The 16309-nt window shown below is 66.1% G+C and carries 17 protein-coding genes and 1 riboswitch; of the genes, 3 read left to right on the forward strand and 14 right to left on the reverse strand.

The window, feature by feature from the left end; all coding sequences use genetic code 11:
• Positions 1-135: 135 nt before the first annotated feature.
• The 4 genes from G5V65_RS05970 to rpsA form a co-directional block, all read right to left on the reverse strand.
• Positions 136-777 carry a phosphoribosylanthranilate isomerase gene (locus G5V65_RS05970; RefSeq protein ID WP_165047875.1) on the reverse strand — a complete coding sequence of 214 codons (642 nt, stop codon included), beginning with the start codon at positions 775-777 and terminating at the stop codon, positions 136-138.
• A gap of 3 nt (positions 778-780) precedes the next feature.
• Positions 781-1140: a LapA family protein gene (locus tag G5V65_RS05975; protein ID WP_241250463.1), complete on the reverse strand. Its 360-nt coding sequence runs from the start codon at positions 1138-1140 to the stop codon at positions 781-783.
• A gap of 77 nt (positions 1141-1217) precedes the next feature.
• Positions 1218-1502 carry an integration host factor subunit beta gene (gene ihfB / locus G5V65_RS05980; protein ID WP_165047877.1) on the reverse strand — a complete coding sequence of 95 codons (285 nt, stop codon included), beginning with the start codon at positions 1500-1502 and terminating at the stop codon, positions 1218-1220.
• 245 nt (positions 1503-1747) lie between these two features.
• Positions 1748-3427 (reverse strand): 30S ribosomal protein S1, encoded by a 1680-nt coding sequence (gene rpsA, locus G5V65_RS05985; protein WP_165048114.1) that lies wholly within the window; start codon positions 3425-3427, stop codon positions 1748-1750.
• A gap of 289 nt (positions 3428-3716) precedes the next feature.
• Between rpsA and G5V65_RS05990 the strand changes: the two genes are divergently transcribed.
• A complete protein-coding gene (locus G5V65_RS05990; RefSeq protein ID WP_165047879.1) occupies positions 3717-4067 on the forward strand; it encodes a DUF6614 family protein in 351 nt (116 codons plus the stop codon).
• A gap of 163 nt (positions 4068-4230) precedes the next feature.
• Here G5V65_RS05990 and G5V65_RS05995 read toward each other — a convergent pair whose 3' ends face one another.
• A complete protein-coding gene (locus tag G5V65_RS05995) occupies positions 4231-5139 on the reverse strand; it encodes a DMT family transporter (RefSeq protein ID WP_165047881.1) in 909 nt (302 codons plus the stop codon).
• A 130-nt stretch (positions 5140-5269) separates the two neighbouring features.
• Here G5V65_RS05995 and G5V65_RS06000 point away from each other — a divergent pair, with 130 nt between their 5' ends.
• Positions 5270-5866, forward strand: coding sequence for a bifunctional transcriptional activator/DNA repair enzyme AdaA (locus G5V65_RS06000; RefSeq protein WP_165047883.1), 597 nt, complete (start codon positions 5270-5272; stop codon positions 5864-5866).
• 139 nt (positions 5867-6005) lie between these two features.
• Here G5V65_RS06000 and G5V65_RS06005 read toward each other — a convergent pair whose 3' ends face one another.
• From G5V65_RS06005 to aroA, 3 genes are all read right to left on the reverse strand, one after another.
• On the reverse strand, positions 6006-6779 hold the full coding sequence (locus G5V65_RS06005) for an SDR family NAD(P)-dependent oxidoreductase (RefSeq protein ID WP_165047885.1): 774 nt from the start codon (positions 6777-6779) through the stop codon (positions 6006-6008).
• Complete coding sequence (locus tag G5V65_RS06010) at positions 6779-7369, reverse strand: (d)CMP kinase (RefSeq protein ID WP_165047888.1); 591 nt, start codon at positions 7367-7369, stop codon at positions 6779-6781. Before G5V65_RS06010 ends, G5V65_RS06005 begins: the two co-directional genes overlap by 1 nt.
• Before the next feature lie 96 nt (positions 7370-7465).
• The gene (gene aroA / locus G5V65_RS06015) at positions 7466-8812 is read right to left on the reverse strand and encodes a 3-phosphoshikimate 1-carboxyvinyltransferase (protein ID WP_165047891.1); all 1347 of its coding nucleotides are present in this window, start codon (positions 8810-8812) and stop codon (positions 7466-7468) included.
• Positions 8813-8917: 105 nt separating this feature from the next.
• Between aroA and G5V65_RS06020 the strand changes: the two genes are divergently transcribed.
• Positions 8918-9979: an MBL fold metallo-hydrolase gene (locus tag G5V65_RS06020; RefSeq protein ID WP_165047893.1), complete on the forward strand. Its 1062-nt coding sequence runs from the start codon at positions 8918-8920 to the stop codon at positions 9977-9979.
• Positions 9980-9986: 7 nt separating this feature from the next.
• Here the strand turns inward: G5V65_RS06020 and trmB are convergent, their stop codons facing one another.
• The 6 genes from trmB to G5V65_RS06050 all read right to left on the reverse strand — a co-directional run bounded on the left by trmB (position 9987) and on the right by G5V65_RS06050 (position 16178).
• Positions 9987-10688, reverse strand: a complete 702-nt coding sequence (gene trmB, locus G5V65_RS06025; RefSeq protein WP_165047895.1) for a tRNA (guanine(46)-N(7))-methyltransferase TrmB — start codon at positions 10686-10688, stop codon at positions 9987-9989.
• Positions 10689-10749: 61 nt separating this feature from the next.
• The gene (gene metK / locus G5V65_RS06030) at positions 10750-11919 is read right to left on the reverse strand and encodes a methionine adenosyltransferase (protein ID WP_165047897.1); all 1170 of its coding nucleotides are present in this window, start codon (positions 11917-11919) and stop codon (positions 10750-10752) included.
• Positions 11920-11925: 6 nt separating this feature from the next.
• Positions 11926-11974: riboswitch (SAM-SAH riboswitch) on the reverse strand.
• Between the two features lie 33 nt (positions 11975-12007).
• Positions 12008-13447 (reverse strand): apolipoprotein N-acyltransferase, encoded by a 1440-nt coding sequence (gene lnt, locus G5V65_RS06035; RefSeq protein ID WP_165047898.1) that lies wholly within the window; start codon positions 13445-13447, stop codon positions 12008-12010.
• A gap of 62 nt (positions 13448-13509) precedes the next feature.
• Positions 13510-14436 (reverse strand): transporter associated domain-containing protein, encoded by a 927-nt coding sequence (locus G5V65_RS06040; RefSeq protein WP_165047900.1) that lies wholly within the window; start codon positions 14434-14436, stop codon positions 13510-13512.
• Positions 14437-14460: 24 nt separating this feature from the next.
• Entirely contained in the window at positions 14461-14979 is a 519-nt protein-coding gene (ybeY, locus tag G5V65_RS06045) for an rRNA maturation RNase YbeY (RefSeq protein ID WP_165047902.1), read from the reverse strand.
• Positions 14980-15158: 179 nt separating this feature from the next.
• A complete protein-coding gene (locus tag G5V65_RS06050; protein WP_165047905.1) occupies positions 15159-16178 on the reverse strand; it encodes a PhoH family protein in 1020 nt (339 codons plus the stop codon).
• Positions 16179-16309 lie beyond the last annotated feature (131 nt).

The raw sequence follows: 16309 nt of genomic DNA on the forward strand, positions 1-16309 counted from the left end.
GAATTCGCACCCCCTGCGCCGCCCGCACGAAATCCGCGATCCGGGCCGCACCCCGCGCCCCGGCCCGCCCGGTATCGAACGGCCGCAAACCGGAATTTGCGTCAAATTCCGTCGCGAATTCTGCGACAGAATTCGCTACCCCTGCGCCGCCCGCACGAAATCCGCGATCCGCGCCGCATCCTTCACCCCCGGCGCGCTTTCCACACCCGATGCCACATCCACCTGCCGCGCCCCCGTCAGACGCACCGCCTCGGCCACGTTCCCGGGCGTCAGACCCCCGGCCAGCATCCAGGGCTTCAGCCATTTCCGCCCCACCAGCAGCCGCCAGTCGAAGGCCAGCCCGTTCCCCCCCGGCAGCACGGCATCCTTCGGCGGCTTGGCGTCGATCAGCAACTGATCCGCCGCCAGCGAAATCTCGGTCAGCGCGGCCAGATCCGCCTCGCCCGCCACCCCGATCACCTTCATCACCGGCAATCCATACCGCGCCCGGATCTCGGCCACCCGCGCCACGCTCTCATGTCCATGCAGTTGCAGCATGTCCAGCGGCACCCCCGCCACGATGGCATCCAGCGTCGCGTCATCCGCATCCACCACCAACGCCACCTTGCACAGCCCCGGCGGCGCAGCCAGCGCCAGCGCCCGCGCCGCCTCCACCGTCACGAAACGCGGCGAGGGGGCAAAGAAGTTGAACCCCGCATAACCCGCCCCCGCCGCCGCCACGGCATCCACATCCGCCACGGTCCGCAGACCGCAGATCTTCACCCGTACCTCTGCCATGGCTCAGCCCGCCTTGCGCTTCTCGATCAGCGCCAGCACATCATCCCCCGGCACCGAGCGGGAATCCCTCATCACCTCAAGCTCCCGCTCCAGCCGCGCCAGGTCCCGCCCGCGCTGGCTTGCCGTCTTGCGATGCTTGTGTTCGCGCAGCCATTCCCAGGTGAACCCGATCAGCACACCGGCCGCCACCCCGCCCAGGATCACCAGGAACAGCGGCAGTTCCATCTGCCAGGACAGGCCCAGCAGCGCCCCCACATCCTCGGGCAGGAACCGCACCGGCACCACGGTCCGATTGGCCAGCGCCATGGTCAGCAGCACCAGCAGCAAGACGGCGATCAGGGCATAACGAAGCGTGCGCAGCATCCCAGGGTCCTCATCCTTGAACCCCGACTATCGCGCCAGCCCACCCCGCATGCAAGACGCAGGGCCCGGGAAAAGCATCAGACCTTGCCGTTCAGCCGGTCGCGCAGCAGCTTTCCGGTCTTGAAGAAGGGCACCTTCTTGTCCTCGACCTTCACCGCCTCGCCGGTGCGCGGGTTGCGGCCCAGCCGCGCATCGCGCGACTTCACCGAAAACGCGCCGAAACCGCGCAGCTCGACCCGGTCCCCCTTGGCCAAGGCTTCGATGATTTCCTCGAAGACCGTGTTCACGATGCGCTCGACATGGCGCTGCGTGAGATGCGGGTTCTCATCCGCGATCTTCTGGATCAGTTCCGAACGGATCATCCAAGTCCCCCCTGTGGTCCCGTTATGCCCGGTTGCCACGCTGTTGTTTGCCTTGGACTATAGGCAAAAAATGCCATCGCACAACGAAAACGAAACAGACCATCCGTTTGGCCCGCTGCTATGGCCGCCGGGCAACCGCCATCCGGCCACAGCTTGCGCCAGCAAGGGCCCCCGGAACAAGCCCGCCGAAACAGAAAGGCCCCGCCGAAGCGGGGCCTTTCCGTGTTTTCAGACCGAAGTCAGGCTCAGTTGCCGCCCTTCAGCGCCGCGCCAAGGATATCCCCCAGCGATGCACCCGAATCGGACGAGCCATACTGTTCCACAGCCTCTTTCTCTTCGGCGATCTCGCGCGCCTTGATCGACAGGCCCAGACGGCGGGTCTTCGGGTCGATGTTGGTCACCCGCACATCGACGGAATCACCCACCTGGAACCGCTCGGGCCGCTGGTCGGCCCGATCACGCGACAGGTCGGACCGGCGGATGAACGACTTGGCGCCGTTATACTCCACCTCGATCCCGCCATCCTCGATCGCCGTCACGGCAACCGTGATGACCGAACCGCGCTTCACGCCATCCACCGCATCGGTGAACGAATCGTCGCCCAGTGCCTTGATCGACAGCGAGATGCGCTCCTTCTCCACATCCACCTCGGTGACCGCGGCCTTGACCGTGTCGCCCTTGCGGTAGTTCTGGATGGCATCCTCGCCGCGCTGATCCCAGGACAGGTCCGAAAGGTGGACCATGCCGTCGATATCGTTGTCCAGGCCGACGAACAGACCGAATTCGGTGATGTTCTTGACTTCGCCCTCGATGGTCGACCCGACCGGATGGGTTTCCGCAAACACTTCCCACGGGTTGCGCTGCGTCTGCTTCAGGCCCAGCGACACGCGGCGCTTGGCGCTGTCGATCTCCAGCACCATGACGTCCACCTCCTGCGAGGTAGAGACGATCTTGCCGGGATGCACGTTCTTCTTCGTCCAGCTCATTTCCGAGACATGGACCAGACCCTCGACACCGGCTTCCAGCTCCACGAAGGCGCCGTAATCGGTGATGTTGGTCACGCGGCCCTTGTGGACCGAACCCAGCGGATAGGCGCGCTCCACGGCATCCCACGGATCGGCCTGCAGCTGCTTCATGCCCAGGCTGATGCGGTGCGTGTCCTTGTTGATCTTGATGACCTGCACCTTGATCGTCTCGCCGATGGCCAGGATCTCGGACGGGTGGTTCACCCGGCGCCAGGCCATGTCGGTCACGTGCAGCAGGCCGTCCACGCCGCCCAGATCGACGAAGGCGCCGTATTCGGTGATGTTCTTCACCACGCCGTCGATGGTCTGGCCCTCGGTCAGGTTGCCGATCACTTCGGCGCGCTGTTCCGCACGGCTTTCCTCAAGGATCGCACGGCGCGAGACAACGATGTTGCCGCGGCGACGGTCCATCTTCAGGATCTGGAAGGGCTGCTTCATGCCCATCAGCGGGCCCGCATCACGCACGGGGCGCACGTCAACCTGCGAACCCGGCAGGAACGCAACAGCGCCGCCCAGATCCACGGTAAAGCCACCCTTGACGCGGCCGAAGATCGCGCCGTCGACGCGGGTCTCGGCGGCATAGGCCTTTTCAAGGCGATCCCAGGCTTCCTCGCGGCGGGCCTTCTCGCGGCTGATGACCGCTTCACCGCGGGCATTCTCCACGCGGTCCAGATAGACCTCGACCTCGTCGCCCACATTGATGTTGGGCTGCTCGCCGGGATTTGCGAATTCCTTCAGGTCGATGCGGCCTTCCATCTTGTAGCCCACATCGACGATGGCCTGGCCCGCCTCGATGGCGATGACCTTGCCTTTGACAACCGTTCCCTCTTCGGGGGTGTCAATCTCGAAGCTCTCCTTCAGAAGGGCTTCGAATTCTTCCATAGCGTTTTTCGCGCACATATGCAGTTCGTCCTTTGTCATGGTTTTCGGGCCATGCGGTTGTCTCCGCAGGTCTTTGGCTGGCCCCTCCGGAAAAAGACCGCCGCCGCCGGAAACCGGCCCTGCCGCGACTCTCCCATCAGGATTGGGGGCCTATAGTCCCTCGGGCCAAGGAAAACAAGCGCCAAGCGCCGCCCCCGCGGGAAACCGCCCGCCGCTTCGCCCTAAGGAAACGGGCGGCGCGGACGTCTTAACCGAATGTCAGGCCCTCATCCGCCAGGATGGTCGCCACCCCGGACGGAGTCGCAAGATGAACACCTATCACTGCCTCATCGAACTGAAACCCGAGGCCCGCGCCCTCTCCTTCGCCCATGCCGTGGGCCTCTGGCTCAACCATCTGGCCAGCCTGAACCTCGTCTCCGACTGGCGCCTGATGCGCCGCAAGTTCGGCCTCGCCTCCGGCCGCCACACCGATTTCGTGCTGGAGATCGAAATCGAAGGCATGGCCGCGCTGGATGCGGCCTTCACCGCGCTGGCCGATGCCGATGATCACGCGGTCCAGCTTTACGAAAAGATGCATGCGATGATCGAAAGCGCCGAAATCGGCCTCTACCGCCCCTATCCCGACCCGTCCCAGCGCGAACGCATCGCCCTCATCTGACCCGCGCCCCCCACCCCGAAGCACCGCACCTGTAGGGCGGGGTTCACCCCGCCACCCCCAAACCCACACCCGTAAGGCGGGGGTCTCCCCGCCACCCCCAAACCCACACCCGTAAGGCGGGGTTCACCCCGCCCCCCCAAACCTCACACCCGTAAGGCGGGGTTCACCCCGCCCCCCCGACCCACCCCAACCGCCGCAGCACCCGACCGTCGACCGCCAGCAACCCCAGCCCGATCAACCCCATCCCCGCGTAATGCTGCCCCCCCAGCCGCTCGCCCAGAAACAGCCAGCCCAGGACAATCGCACTCGGCGGGATCAGCAGCGTCACCAGCGCGGTGTTCACCGCCCCTACAGAGGCCAGCAGCCGAAAGAAGATCACATAGGCCAGCGCCGTCGACACCACCGCCAGCGCCACCACCGCGCCAATCACCGGCAGACCCGGCATCGCAAGGGCCCAGGGCCGGTCGATCACCCCCGCCACCGGGATCATCATCACCGCCGTCGCCGTCAACTGCCCCAGCGCCACCTGCGCCGATGACAGGCCCATGCCCCGGAAGCGGCGGCCAAAGCTCGCCGCCACGCCATAGGACAGCGCCGCGCCAAGGCAGGCCAGCATGCCCGTCAGGGCGAGCCCCTCCCCCACAAGCCCGGGATGCCCGATCAGAACCACCACGCCCAGGAAGCCGAACCCGATGCCGATGGCCCGCTGCGCCGTCATCCGCTCATCGGCCAGCACGACATGCGCCACCAGGATGGAAAAGATCGGTGTCGTCGCATTCAGGATCGCGGCAAGGCCGCTCGGGATCATGGTCTGCGCCCAGAACAGCAGGCTGAAGGGAACCAGGTTGTTCAACAGCCCCATGATCGCAAAGGCGGGAACCGCCCGGCGCAGAAGGGGCCAGGCATCGCCGCCCGGCCGGATCACCGCGGCCAGCACCAGCGCGGCAATCCCCGTACGCGCCAGAACGATGGTCAGCGGCGGCACCTCCCGCACCGCGACCGCCGCAAGGAAAAAGGCCCCGCCCCACAGAAAGGACAAAAGGATCAGCAATCCCCAATCCCGCACCGTCATCTGCATCCCGCCTGCCCTCCCGTCTCTGCCCCGCCTGCCTAAAGGCCCGCCCGTCCCCTGTCTGGCAGGTTTCGGACCTCATCACATCTTGCGCCTCGCCACATCGCGGGGCTTGGCCTAACCTTGGCCCATGCTGGATTTCGACACATGCAACACGGCCCGGCTGCGGCGCGACCCGGATTATGACGGCCGCTTCTTCACGGCGGTCCGGACAACCGGCATCTATTGCCGCCCCGTCTGCCCGGTAAAGCAGCCGCTCACCCGGAACGTCTCCTTCTTCCCCACGGCGGCGGCGGCGGAACGGGCGGGCTACCGGCCCTGCCTGCGCTGCCGCCCGGAAACCGCCCCCTTCTGCCCGGCCTGGAACGGCACCAGAACCACCGTCGAACGCGCCCTGCGCATGATCGAGGATGGCGCCCTCGATCACGCCACGGTCGAGACGCTGGCCCATCGCCTCGGCATCGGCGCGCGGCACCTCTCGCGCCTCTTCCTGCGCCATCTCGGGGCCTCCCCGCTTCAGGCCGCCCGCACCCTGCGCATCGGCCGGGCCAAGCGGCTGATCGACCAGACCGATCTGCCCATGGCCGAGATCGCGCTTCAGGCAGGCTTCGGCAGCATCCGCAGTTTCAACGCCGCCTTCCGCACCCTCTATGGCCGCGAACCCTCCGCCCTGCGCCGCGGGCCGGGCAGGCAAGGGGCGGCTCTCTGCGCATCAGCGCACGCTTAACCACGATCACCCCACCTCGCCTGCCGGAATTTGTATGCACACCCGTCTGCACTGGCGTGCTGCACTGGAAAGCTGAACAGTCGCCAACCGTGATTCCAGCCAAAAACCCTTTGCGATCAGCCCGTTAACCAAGCCCGGCTCAGGGCATCAACTGCCCGCCATTCACCTCGATCACCTGCCCCACGACATATCCCGACAGGCTCGCACAGGCCAGAAACAGATAGGCCCCCACACAATCCTCCGGCCCGCCCAGCCGCCCCGCCGGGATCGTGGCAAGCTGTGCCTGCAATTGCGCTTCGGTCGAATAGCGCTCATGGAACGGCGTGGTGATCACCCCCGGCGCCACGGCGTTCACCCGAATACCGAACGGAATCAACTCCTTGGCCATCCCCCGCGTCACATTGTGGACAAAGGCCTTGGACGAACCATAAAGCCCCGCCCCCCCGCTCGCCCCGTTCCGCGCCGCGACCGAAGTGGTATTGATGATGAACCCGCCCCCCGCCGCCTTCAGGGGCGCGATGGCGGCCTGCGAGGCCACCACCACCGACCGCGCGTTCAGATCCATGATCTCGTCATAATCCGCTTCGGAAACAAGGGCATAGGGCACCCGCCGCACCATCCCGCCCGCATTGTTGATCAACCCGTCCAGCCGCCCAAAGGCCCCCAAGGCCCCCTCCACCGCCGCCCGCGCTCCCGCCCCGGTGGACAGATCCGCCCGGATCAGCACCGCCTCCCCGCCTGCCGCCTCGATCTCGTAAGCCACTGCTTTCGCAGCATCTTCGCTGGAATTGTAATGCAATCCCACCCGCGCGCCCTGCGCCGCGAAGGCCCGCGCCACCGCCGCCCCGATGCCCGTGCTGGCCCCCGTCACCAGCACCGCCTTGCCCTGCAACTCCGGCAACCGCATGCCCATCACCGCCCCTCCATCCGTGCCTGAACCACAGCAATGGCCCGCTCCACCGCCTCCTCGACGCTCATCTCACTGGTATCCAGCACCACCGCATCCGCCGCCGCCTTCAGCGGCGCATCCGCCCGCCCCATGTCGCGCGCATCCCGCTCCCGCACCTCGGCCAGCACAACAGATAGGTCCCCGCCCACCTCCAGCCACCGCCTATGGGCCCGCACCTCGGCCGAGGCGGTCACGTAAAGCTTCACCTCCGCCTCCGGGCAGATCACCGTCCCGATGTCCCGCCCGTCCAGAACCGCCCCCCCTTCGGCCCGCGCAAACCGCCGCTGGAACGCCACCAAGGCCGCCCGCACCTCCGGTATCGCCGCCACTTTCGAAGCCGCCTGCCCCGCCTCCAGCGTCCGCAGATCGCCCCGCTCCAGATCGGCAGGCGCCAACCCCACAGCCGCAGCCACAGGATCACCGCCCTTGGCCCCAACGGCCCGATAAAGAAGCCCGGTATCCAGATGCCGGAACCCGAACCGCGCCGCCACCGCACGCGAGATCGTCCCCTTGCCCGCCGCTGCAGGCCCGTCGATTGCCACCGTGAAGATCACCGCCTCGCCCCTTCATCCTGGCCAAAATACCCTCAGGGGGTGAGCCCCGCAGGGGCGAGGGGGCCGACAGCCCCCTGATTTTTCGCAGAAAAATCGTTACCCGCGTTCCAAAGTCGCGCCAAGCCCCGTCATCAGCCCCTCGAAGATCGGGAAAGATGTCAGGATGGGCGACGCGTCATCCACCGATACCGGCTTCTTTGCCGCCATCCCGCAGACCAGGAAGCTCATCGCGATCCGGTGGTCCAGATGCGTGGCACATGTCGCCCCACCCGGCACCCCGCCCGCCCCCATCCCGTGAACGATCAGCGTATCCTCATCCTCCTCGATCCGCACGCCACAGGCCTCCAGCCCGCGCGCCATGGCGTCGATCCGGTCGCTTTCCTTGACCCGCAACTCCTTCACGCCGCGCATCACCGTGACGCCCTCGGCAAAGGCCGCCACCACCGACAGGATCGGATATTCGTCGATCATCGACGGCGCCCGTTCCTCCGGCACCTCTATCCCCTTGAGATCTGGCGAAAAACGCACCCGCAGGTCGGCCACCGGCTCCCCGCCCTCTTCCCGCGGGTTCAGGAACGCGATCTCCGCGCCCATCTCGACCAGCGTCAGATACAACCCGTTCCGCGTCAGGTTCTGGCTTACCCCCGGAACGGTTATATCCGACCCTTCCACGATCAGCGCCGCGCAGGTCGGAAAGGCCGCACTCGACGGATCGCGCGGCACCGCCACGGTCTGGGGCCGCAATTCCGGCCGCCCGGTCAGGGTGATGACATTCCCCTCTGCCGTCTTCTCCACCACCAGTTCCGCACCAAAACCCAGCAGCATCCGCTCCGAATGGTCGCGCGTCGGCTCTTTCTCGATCACCACCGTCTGGCCCGGCGCGTTCAGCCCCGCCAGCAGCACCGCGCTTTTCACCTGCGCGCTGGCAACAGGCAGCGCATAGCGCACCGGCACCGGGTCCGAAGCGCCCACCACCGTCATGGGCAACCGTCCGCCCTGCCGCCCATAGGCCCGCGCCCCGAACAGCGACAGCGGGTCCGTCACCCGCCCCATCGGCCGCTTGCGCAAGGACGCGTCGCCGGTAAAGGTCGCCGTGATCGCAGAGGTCGCCATCGTCCCCATGATCAGCCGCACGCCGGTTCCGGAATTGCCGCAATCAATCACATCCGAAGGCTCGCGGAACCCGCCCACACCCACGCCATGCACCGACCATTCTCCTTGGCCGTGCCGCGTGACCTCGGCCCCGAAGGCCCGCATGGCCTTGGCCGTGTCCAGCACATCCTGCCCTTCCAGAAGGCCCGTCACCCGCGTCTCGCCCACGGCCATGGCCCCAAAGATCAGCGCGCGGTGGCTGATCGACTTGTCGCCCGGCACCTCGGCCACGCCATGCAGGGGGCCGGATTTGCGGGCGATCATGGGTTGCGCGTCTCCGTGGCCGGACATCTTCATCTCCCTGTCATACCGGCCCGCCTGATAGCGCAACCGCCGCCAACGGTCCATGCCCCGCGCGCGGGTTGAAAACCTTGAACGAACCCGCATATCCAAGACATGAACCGCCGCCGCTTCCTTACCCGGACTGCCCTTCTCGCCGCTGGCGCTGCCGCCGCCGCAACCGGAGCCTTTGCCCTGTCCCCCGCCCGCAACCGCTATTACCAAGGCCCACCAGGCCCGAATTTCGATGGCACCCGCTTTTTCAACCCCGGCGGCAGCCCGCCCAAGGGCTTTGCCGATCTTCTGAAATGGCAGACCGGGGGGGGACGCGTGCGCTGGCCCGACAGTGTTGGGATACGCCCGGCGATCCCTGCGCCCAGGGTCGATGACCTGATCATCACAATGGTCGGCCATGCGACATTGCTCGTTCAGGTCGCGGGCCTGAACATCCTCACCGATCCGGTCTGGTCAGATCGCGCAAGCCCCTTCTCCTTTGCCGGTCCCCGCCGCACCACTGCCCCCGGCATCCGGTTCGAGGCATTGCCCCGCATTGATGCGGTCCTGCTCAGCCACAATCACTATGACCATCTCGACCTTGCCACTCTCGCCCGGTTGAAACAGGCCCATGATCCATTGGTGATCACGCCCCTTGGCAACGACACGATCGTGAAGGACGCCGTTCCCGACATGCGTATCGTCACCGGCAACTGGGGCCATACCGTCGCCCTTGGTCCCGCAACGGTGCATTTCGAACCCTGTCACCATTGGTCGGCACGCGGCACGCGTGATAGGTCCATGGCGCTTTGGTCGGCCTTTCTGATCGACACGCCCGCAGGGCGCATCTTCCATATCGGTGATACGGGTTTCGATCAGGGCCGCCCCTACCGCGACCTGCCGCAGAAACACGGAAAGATTCGCGCCGCCATCCTGCCCGTCGGTGCCTATGAACCCCGCTGGTTCATGCGCGACCAGCATCAGGATCCGGCCGAGGCGGTGGAAGGCTTCCTGTTGTCCGGCGCGACCCATGCCGTGGGCCATCACTGGGGGACGTTCCAATTGACGAATGAAGGCCGCGACGCCCCTCCCCGCGCCCTCACCGCCGCGCTGGAGGCGAAAGGGATCGGCCCCGACCGTTTCCGCGCGCTGGCCCCCGGCGAATGGTGGGCGATCCCGGCGTGAACTTGGCCTAACCCTTCCGCCGGAAGGTCAGGTAGTGGGGCGACCGCCCCTCGCGCAACGCCTTCTGCTCATAGCGGGTCGAAAGCCAATCCTCCCACGCGCCCCCTGCCCCGGCCTGCGCCACCAGATCGAAGCCCGCACCGGGCACCTCTTCCAGCGTCTGGCGCACGTAATCGGGGATATCCGTGGCAACCCGGAACTCTGCCCCCGGCGCCATCACCCGCGCCAGCGCGCCAAGGTATCCCTGCGTCACGAAGCGCCGCCGATGATGCCGCGCCTTGGGCCAGGGATCAGGATAGTTCAGGAAACACTTCGCCACCGACGCAGCGGGCAGAACGTCGAACAGATCGCGCACATCGCCCGGATGGATCGCCAGGTTCTCCACCCCTGCCGCGCGGATCTTGCCCAGAAGCATGGCAACACCGTTCACGAAAGGCTCGCAGCCGATGATGCCCACCTCCTGGTATCGCGCGGCCATATGAACCAGATGCTCCCCTCCGCCAAAGCCGACCTCCAGCCAGAGGGGCCGCCCGCCGAAGAGCCCGGCCGTGTTAAGGGGAACGCGGCCCGGATTGTCCTCGACTGACACGCCTTGCAGCCGGACCTTGCCCAGATCCTCGGCCAGATAGCCCTTCTGGCTGGCCCGCAGGGTCTTGCCATGAACGCGCCCATAGAAATTGCGCCGCTCGGTCACAGGCTGGTCTGACATGGAAAAGGCCCCGGAATTGATCCGGGGCCTCTAACCCTGTCACTGCCTTGGGGTCAAGCCGTCAGCGGATGGCCTTCTTCAGCGCATCCACCAGATCGGTGCGTTCCCAGCTGAACCCGCCATCCGCCGTGGCCTCGCGCCCGAAATGGCCATAGGCCGAGGTGCGCGCATAGATCGGTTTGTTCAATCCCAGCGTCGTGCGGATGCCGCGCGGCGTCAGGTCCATGCATTCCGCCACGGCCTTTTCAATGGCTGCGGCATCCACCGCGCCCGTGCCATGCGTATCCACGTAGATCGACAGGGGCTTTGCCACGCCGATCGCATAGGACACCTGCAGCGTGCAGCGATCCGCCAGCCCCGCCGCGACCACGTTCTTCGCCAGATAGCGCGCGGCATAGGCGGCCGAACGGTCCACCTTGGTGGGATCCTTGCCCGAAAACGCCCCGCCGCCATGCGGCGCAGCCCCGCCATAGGTATCCACGATGATCTTCCGGCCCGTCAGACCGGCATCCCCGTCAGGCCCGCCGATGACGAACTTGCCCGTCGGGTTCACCCACCATTCCGTCTTCCCGGTGATCCAGCCCGCAGGCAGGATCTCGCGGATATAGGGCTCCACGATGGCGCGGATGTCGTCGCTGGTCTGCGCCTCGTCCAGATGCTGGGTGGACAGCACGATCGACGTCACCTCGACGGGCTTGCCATCCTCATAGCGCAGCGAAAGCTGCGACTTGGCATCCGGCCCCAGCGTGGGTTCGGTGCCATTCTTGCGCACCTCGGCCAGCCGCCGCAGGATCGCGTGGGAATACTGGATCGGTGCCGGCATCAGTTCCGGCGTCTCGCGGCAGGCATAGCCGAACATGATGCCCTGATCGCCCGCGCCGTCCCGGTCCACGCCCTGCGCGATATGGGCCGACTGTTCGTGCAGCAGGTTGTGAACCTTCAGGGTGTTCCAGTGGAACTTGTCCTGTTCGTATCCGATGTCCTTCACGCAGTCGCGGACGATCCCCTCGACACGTGCAAGCATCGCCTTGGTGGCCGCCTCGGTGGACAGACCCACTTCCCCGCCCACGACAACCGTATTGGTGGTGGCAAAGGTTTCACAGGCTACTCGGGCATTCGGTTCTTCCGACAGGAAGGCATCCAGCACTGCGTCAGAGATGCGGTCACAGACCTTGTCGGGATGCCCCTCCGAAACGGATTCGGAGGTGAAGACATAATTCGTACGGGACATGGGAAGTGCTCCATTGGGTTACCCCCGTCACGCCAGGAAGCCGTTGTGACGGTTCGATGCGCCTCACTAGACCCGGCATCCGCCCGCGTCAAGCAACCTTCCGGCGCTGGGTCAGCACCCCGACCGCAAGCAATCCCAGCAGGATCAGCAGAAGCGGCACCTCTCCCCAGCGCGCATAGGGCGTGGGCGGCAAGGCCCCCGGAAGGCGGACATCCATATAGCCCGCCTCGCCCTGGGGCAGGCTGTCCAGAATCCGCCCGCGTGCATCGGTCACCACGGTGATCCCGGTATTGGCCACGCGCACAAGGGGCAGCCCCTGTTCGATCGCCCGAAGCCGGGCCTGGGCCAGATGCTGCTGCGGGCCGGACCATGTGCCGAACCAGGCATCATTGGTGATCTGCAGGATCCAGTCGGCGCGGAGGGGCGCGTTGCGCACGTCCTGCGGAAAGATCGCCTCATAGCAGATCAGGGGAAGGACACGGCCAAGTCCGCCCCCGAGGTCCAGCACGGCAGGGCCGGGACCGGCCGAATACCCATTCCCCTGCTGTGCTGCAAAGGCCACCAGACCGAACAGGTCATAAAGGATGTCACCGGCGGGGATGTATTCGCCAAAGGGAACAAGGTGATGCTTGTCATAGCTTGCGCCAACCCGTCCGTCCGGCCCGATCACGGCCAGGCTGTTCCAGAACTGCCAGCCGTCAACCCGCTGCACGCCCACGGCGACCGGGCTGCCACGGCCCGCCTCGGCAATCCGCAGGGCCACCTCGGGATAGTCTTCCAGAAGATAGGGCACCGCCGTTTCCGGCCAGATCGCCAGATCCGGCCGCGATCCCGCCGCCGTGTAGTCAAGCTGTCGTTCAAAGAACATCCGCGCCAGTTCGGGATCCCATTTCAGCCCCTGCTCGGCATTGGGCTGAACCAGGCGCAGCACCGCAGGGCGTGGCTCGGGCAGGGGCAAGCTCTCGCGCCAATGCCCCAGACCGAAGGCCGCCCCCAGCAGGATGACGGCGGCAGCACCAGAAAGGACACTGCGCCGGGCAAGCAGGGCCGCCACAGCCAGCGTGAACAGCGTCAGCCCCCCGGGGCCGACATAGGCGGCCAGTTGTGCCGGGGCGAAGCCGATCCAGACATGCCCCGGCATGGCCCAGGGAAAGCCCGTCAGGACATGCCCCCGCGCCAGTTCCGCGCCCGTCATCGCGATGACAAGCATGCCCAACCCGTGCAGGCCTTCCCGCGCGATCTGTCCTGCAGCAAGGGCCGCCACCGCCCAGAACAGCGCCAACCCGAATGAGAGAAGCACCACGGCAAAGGGCGCCATCCAGCCATGCACCCACGGTTCGATCAGGAACGGCTCCACGATCCATGCCAGGGCCGCGGCGAAATAGCCCGCCCCGCCGAACCATGCGACCCAGCCGCGCCCGGCCCTGGCCCGCATGATCCTGTCCATCAGGAACGCCATCGCAGGCAGGGCCAGCCACCACCAGCCAAGCGGTGCCTGCCCTGCGGCCGCCACGGCCCCGGCCAGCATGGCCAGCCCAAGGCCGCGCCAACCCGGGAACGACGCCCGGGCCCTGCCGCGAAAAGCCCCGATCACCCGGCGGCCATCCTTACCTTTTCGGCCACCGCTTCCGGCAGGCGGATCCGCACACGCTTGATCCGGCGGGGGTCGGCATCGACCACCTCGAATTCGGCGCCGCTTTCATGCGGAACGATCTCGCCCCGCGCCGGCACACGCCCGGTGCGCAGGAAGACGATCCCGCCGAGGGTGTCGATCTCCTCGTCATCCTCGTCCTGGCGCAGTTTCAGGCCCAGCGCAGCCTCGATCTCTTCCAGCGGCGCATTGGCCATGGCGACAAAGATGCCGGGCCGCTCTTCCTTCCAGAGCGCGCCTTCCTCTTCGTCATGTTCATCCTCGATCTCGCCGATGACGGTTTCGATCAGGTCCTCGATGGTCACAAGGCCATCAACCCCACCATATTCGTCAATCACCAGCGCCATATGCACCCGCTCGCGCTGCATCTTCTGCAGCAGCACGCCGATGGGCATCGAAGGCGGCGCGTAAAGCACCGGCCGCAGCAGCTTTTTCAGCGAGAACCGCCCCGCCGTGCCAAAACCGTGCTGCAGGGCAAGATCCTTCAGCAGGACAAGGCCCTGGGGATGATCCAGCGTTCCCTTGTAGACAGGCACGCGGCTGAAGCCATGTTCGCGGAACACCTCGACAAGGTCGTCCTTCCCGATATCCAGCGGCACCGCCACGATATCGACCTTCGGCACAGCCACATCATCCACCCGCAGGCGCCGCAGGTTGCCGATGCCCGGCAGCCCCGCACCCGGCGCCGCGCTGGCGGCCTGCGGCGAGGGCGGCTGCACATCGCCCGGGCTTGCCGTTTCGCTTGTCGGGGAAAAGGCGCTCAACAAGCGCCCGAAAAAGCCGCGTTGTGCTGGCTCCGGTTCGTCTTCATGGGTCGTTCCCTGCGCGCGCTGCGCTGCATTAGACCCGTCGGTGCTACTGCCCATCTGTCCTTCGTCCAAAACACCCCGTCAGGCGGGGCCCCGCAAATATGGGTCAGGAAGGCCAAGGCTGGCAAGTATCTCCACTTCCAGACCTTCCATCAGGGATGCATCGGCATCCTCGACATGATCATAACCCAGACAATGCAACAGCCCGTGAACGACAAGATGCGTCACGTGATCCTGCATCGGCTTGCCCTGCTCCTCGGCCTCGCGCAAGCAGGTCTCCCAGGCGATGGCGATATCGCCCAGTTCGCACGGCTCATCCGAATCGCCCGCCTCCGGCGGCTCGGGTGCCTCGCCCGCAATCTCGGCCGCCCGCTCTTCCGATGGCCAGGACAGCACATTCGTCGGCTGCGGCTTGCCCCGGAAATCGGCATTCAGCACCGCGATGCGCGCATCGTCGCAGCCCATCAGCACGACGCAATACCCTTCCACGCCCAGCCCCGCGCCCTGCAGAGCCGCCGCGCAGGCGCGCTCGGCCAGCGCCTCCAGACCAAGGGCCTCCCAGCGCGCATCCTCGATGACGATGTCCACGATCCCGCTCATGCCCGCGCTCCTAGCCGAAGCCGAAGCAATGCGCAAACGCCCTGCCCTTCATCCTGGCCCGAAATACCCCGGGGGTTTGGGGGCAGCGCCCCCATCACCCGAGCCGCAGCGCGAAGGCGCGAAGGCGAGACAAAAACCTTGCGCGGGCCCCGCCTCGCGGGGGCCGCGCACAATTCTCTTCACGCCGAGGGCGTCTCGTCCGCCTCATAGGCCTCGATAATCCGCGCCACCAGCGGATGGCGCACCACATCCTTGGCGGTGAAATAGTTGAAGGTCACGCCCTTCACCCCTTTCAGGATCCGCTCGGCATCCTGCAGGCCACTGGGAACCCCGCGCGGCAGGTCGATCTGCGTCCGGTCGCCGGTGATCACCATCCGGCTGCCTTCGCCAAGGCGCGTCAGGAACATCTTCATCTGCATGGTCGTGGCATTCTGCGCCTCGTCCAGCACGATGAAGGCATTGGACAGCGTCCGCCCGCGCATGAAGGCCAGGGGGGCGATCTCGATCCGCTTTTCCTCCATCAGCTTCTGCACCTGCTTCTGGGGCAGGAAATCGTTCAGCGCGTCGTAAAGCGGCTGCATATAGGGATCGACCTTCTCCTTCATGTCGCCGGGCAGGAAGCCAAGGCGTTCGCCCGCCTCCACGGCCGGACGGCTCAGGATGATCTTTTCCACCGCGCCGGAAATGAACATGGTCACGCCCACGGCCACCGCGAGATAGGTCTTGCCCGTCCCCGCAGGCCCGATGCCGAAGCCCAACTCGTTCTGGAACAGGTTCGCGACATAGGCCTTCTGCGCCTCGGTCCGCGGTTCGATCGGCTTCTTGCGGGTGCGCAATTCCAGATTGCCGCCGCCGAACATCTCGATCTGTTCGCCCTCGGCCATCGGCCGGTCTGGCATCGGCCTGCCCATCCGCATGGCACCGTCGATATCGCCCGCCGCCACGCCACGCCCGGATTCCAGCCGCGCATAAAGCGATCGCAGCACGCCTGCCGCCTGATCCCTTGCACCCTTCTCACCGATGACAGCCAGACGGTTCCCGCGCCTCAGGATATGCACCCCGATCTGATGCTCGATCTGCGCCAGGTTGCGGTCGAATTCGCCGCACAGGTCGATCAGCAAACGGTTGTCCGGAAATTCGAGCAGCGTTTCCACAACGTCCTCGGAACGGGTCGGGGGGGTCAGCGCGCTGATGCCCAAAGGGCTCTCCTTCTACAAGGGCTTCGCCATATCTTGATGATGTGCCGCGTTTGGCCACAAGGCAAGCATCATTCACAGACATGGCCAGAGTCTGCACAAGGATTGTGCAAGAAGCATGACATCATGGCCGG

Source organism: Paragemmobacter kunshanensis (assembly GCF_011059185.1).
GTDB lineage: Bacteria > Pseudomonadota > Alphaproteobacteria > Rhodobacterales > Rhodobacteraceae > Paragemmobacter > Paragemmobacter kunshanensis.

Excerpts from the sequence above, each read along its gene's own strand:
- G5V65_RS05970 (WP_165047875.1), bottom strand. The coding sequence starts at position 777 with ATGGCAGAGGTACGGGTGAAGATCTGCGGTCTGCGGACCGTGGCGGAT.
- G5V65_RS05975 (WP_241250463.1), bottom strand. The coding sequence starts at position 1,140 with ATGCTGCGCACGCTTCGTTATGCCCTGATCGCCGTCTTGCTGCTGGTG.
- ihfB (WP_165047877.1), bottom strand. The coding sequence starts at position 1,502 with ATGATCCGTTCGGAACTGATCCAGAAGATCGCGGATGAGAACCCGCAT.
- rpsA (WP_165048114.1), bottom strand. The coding sequence starts at position 3,427 with ATGTGCGCGAAAAACGCTATGGAAGAATTCGAAGCCCTTCTGAAGGAG.
- G5V65_RS05990 (WP_165047879.1), top strand. The coding sequence starts at position 3,717 with ATGAACACCTATCACTGCCTCATCGAACTGAAACCCGAGGCCCGCGCC.
- G5V65_RS05995 (WP_165047881.1), bottom strand. The coding sequence starts at position 5,139 with ATGACGGTGCGGGATTGGGGATTGCTGATCCTTTTGTCCTTTCTGTGG.
- G5V65_RS06000 (WP_165047883.1), top strand. The coding sequence starts at position 5,270 with ATGCTGGATTTCGACACATGCAACACGGCCCGGCTGCGGCGCGACCCG.
- G5V65_RS06005 (WP_165047885.1), bottom strand. The coding sequence starts at position 6,779 with ATGGGCATGCGGTTGCCGGAGTTGCAGGGCAAGGCGGTGCTGGTGACG.
- aroA (WP_165047891.1), bottom strand. The coding sequence starts at position 8,812 with ATGTCCGGCCACGGAGACGCGCAACCCATGATCGCCCGCAAATCCGGC.
- G5V65_RS06020 (WP_165047893.1), top strand. The coding sequence starts at position 8,918 with ATGAACCGCCGCCGCTTCCTTACCCGGACTGCCCTTCTCGCCGCTGGC.
- trmB (WP_165047895.1), bottom strand. The coding sequence starts at position 10,688 with ATGTCAGACCAGCCTGTGACCGAGCGGCGCAATTTCTATGGGCGCGTT.
- metK (WP_165047897.1), bottom strand. The coding sequence starts at position 11,919 with ATGTCCCGTACGAATTATGTCTTCACCTCCGAATCCGTTTCGGAGGGG.
- lnt (WP_165047898.1), bottom strand. The coding sequence starts at position 13,447 with ATGCTGGCCGGGGCCGTGGCGGCCGCAGGGCAGGCACCGCTTGGCTGG.
- G5V65_RS06040 (WP_165047900.1), bottom strand. The coding sequence starts at position 14,436 with ATGGGCAGTAGCACCGACGGGTCTAATGCAGCGCAGCGCGCGCAGGGA.
- ybeY (WP_165047902.1), bottom strand. The coding sequence starts at position 14,979 with ATGAGCGGGATCGTGGACATCGTCATCGAGGATGCGCGCTGGGAGGCC.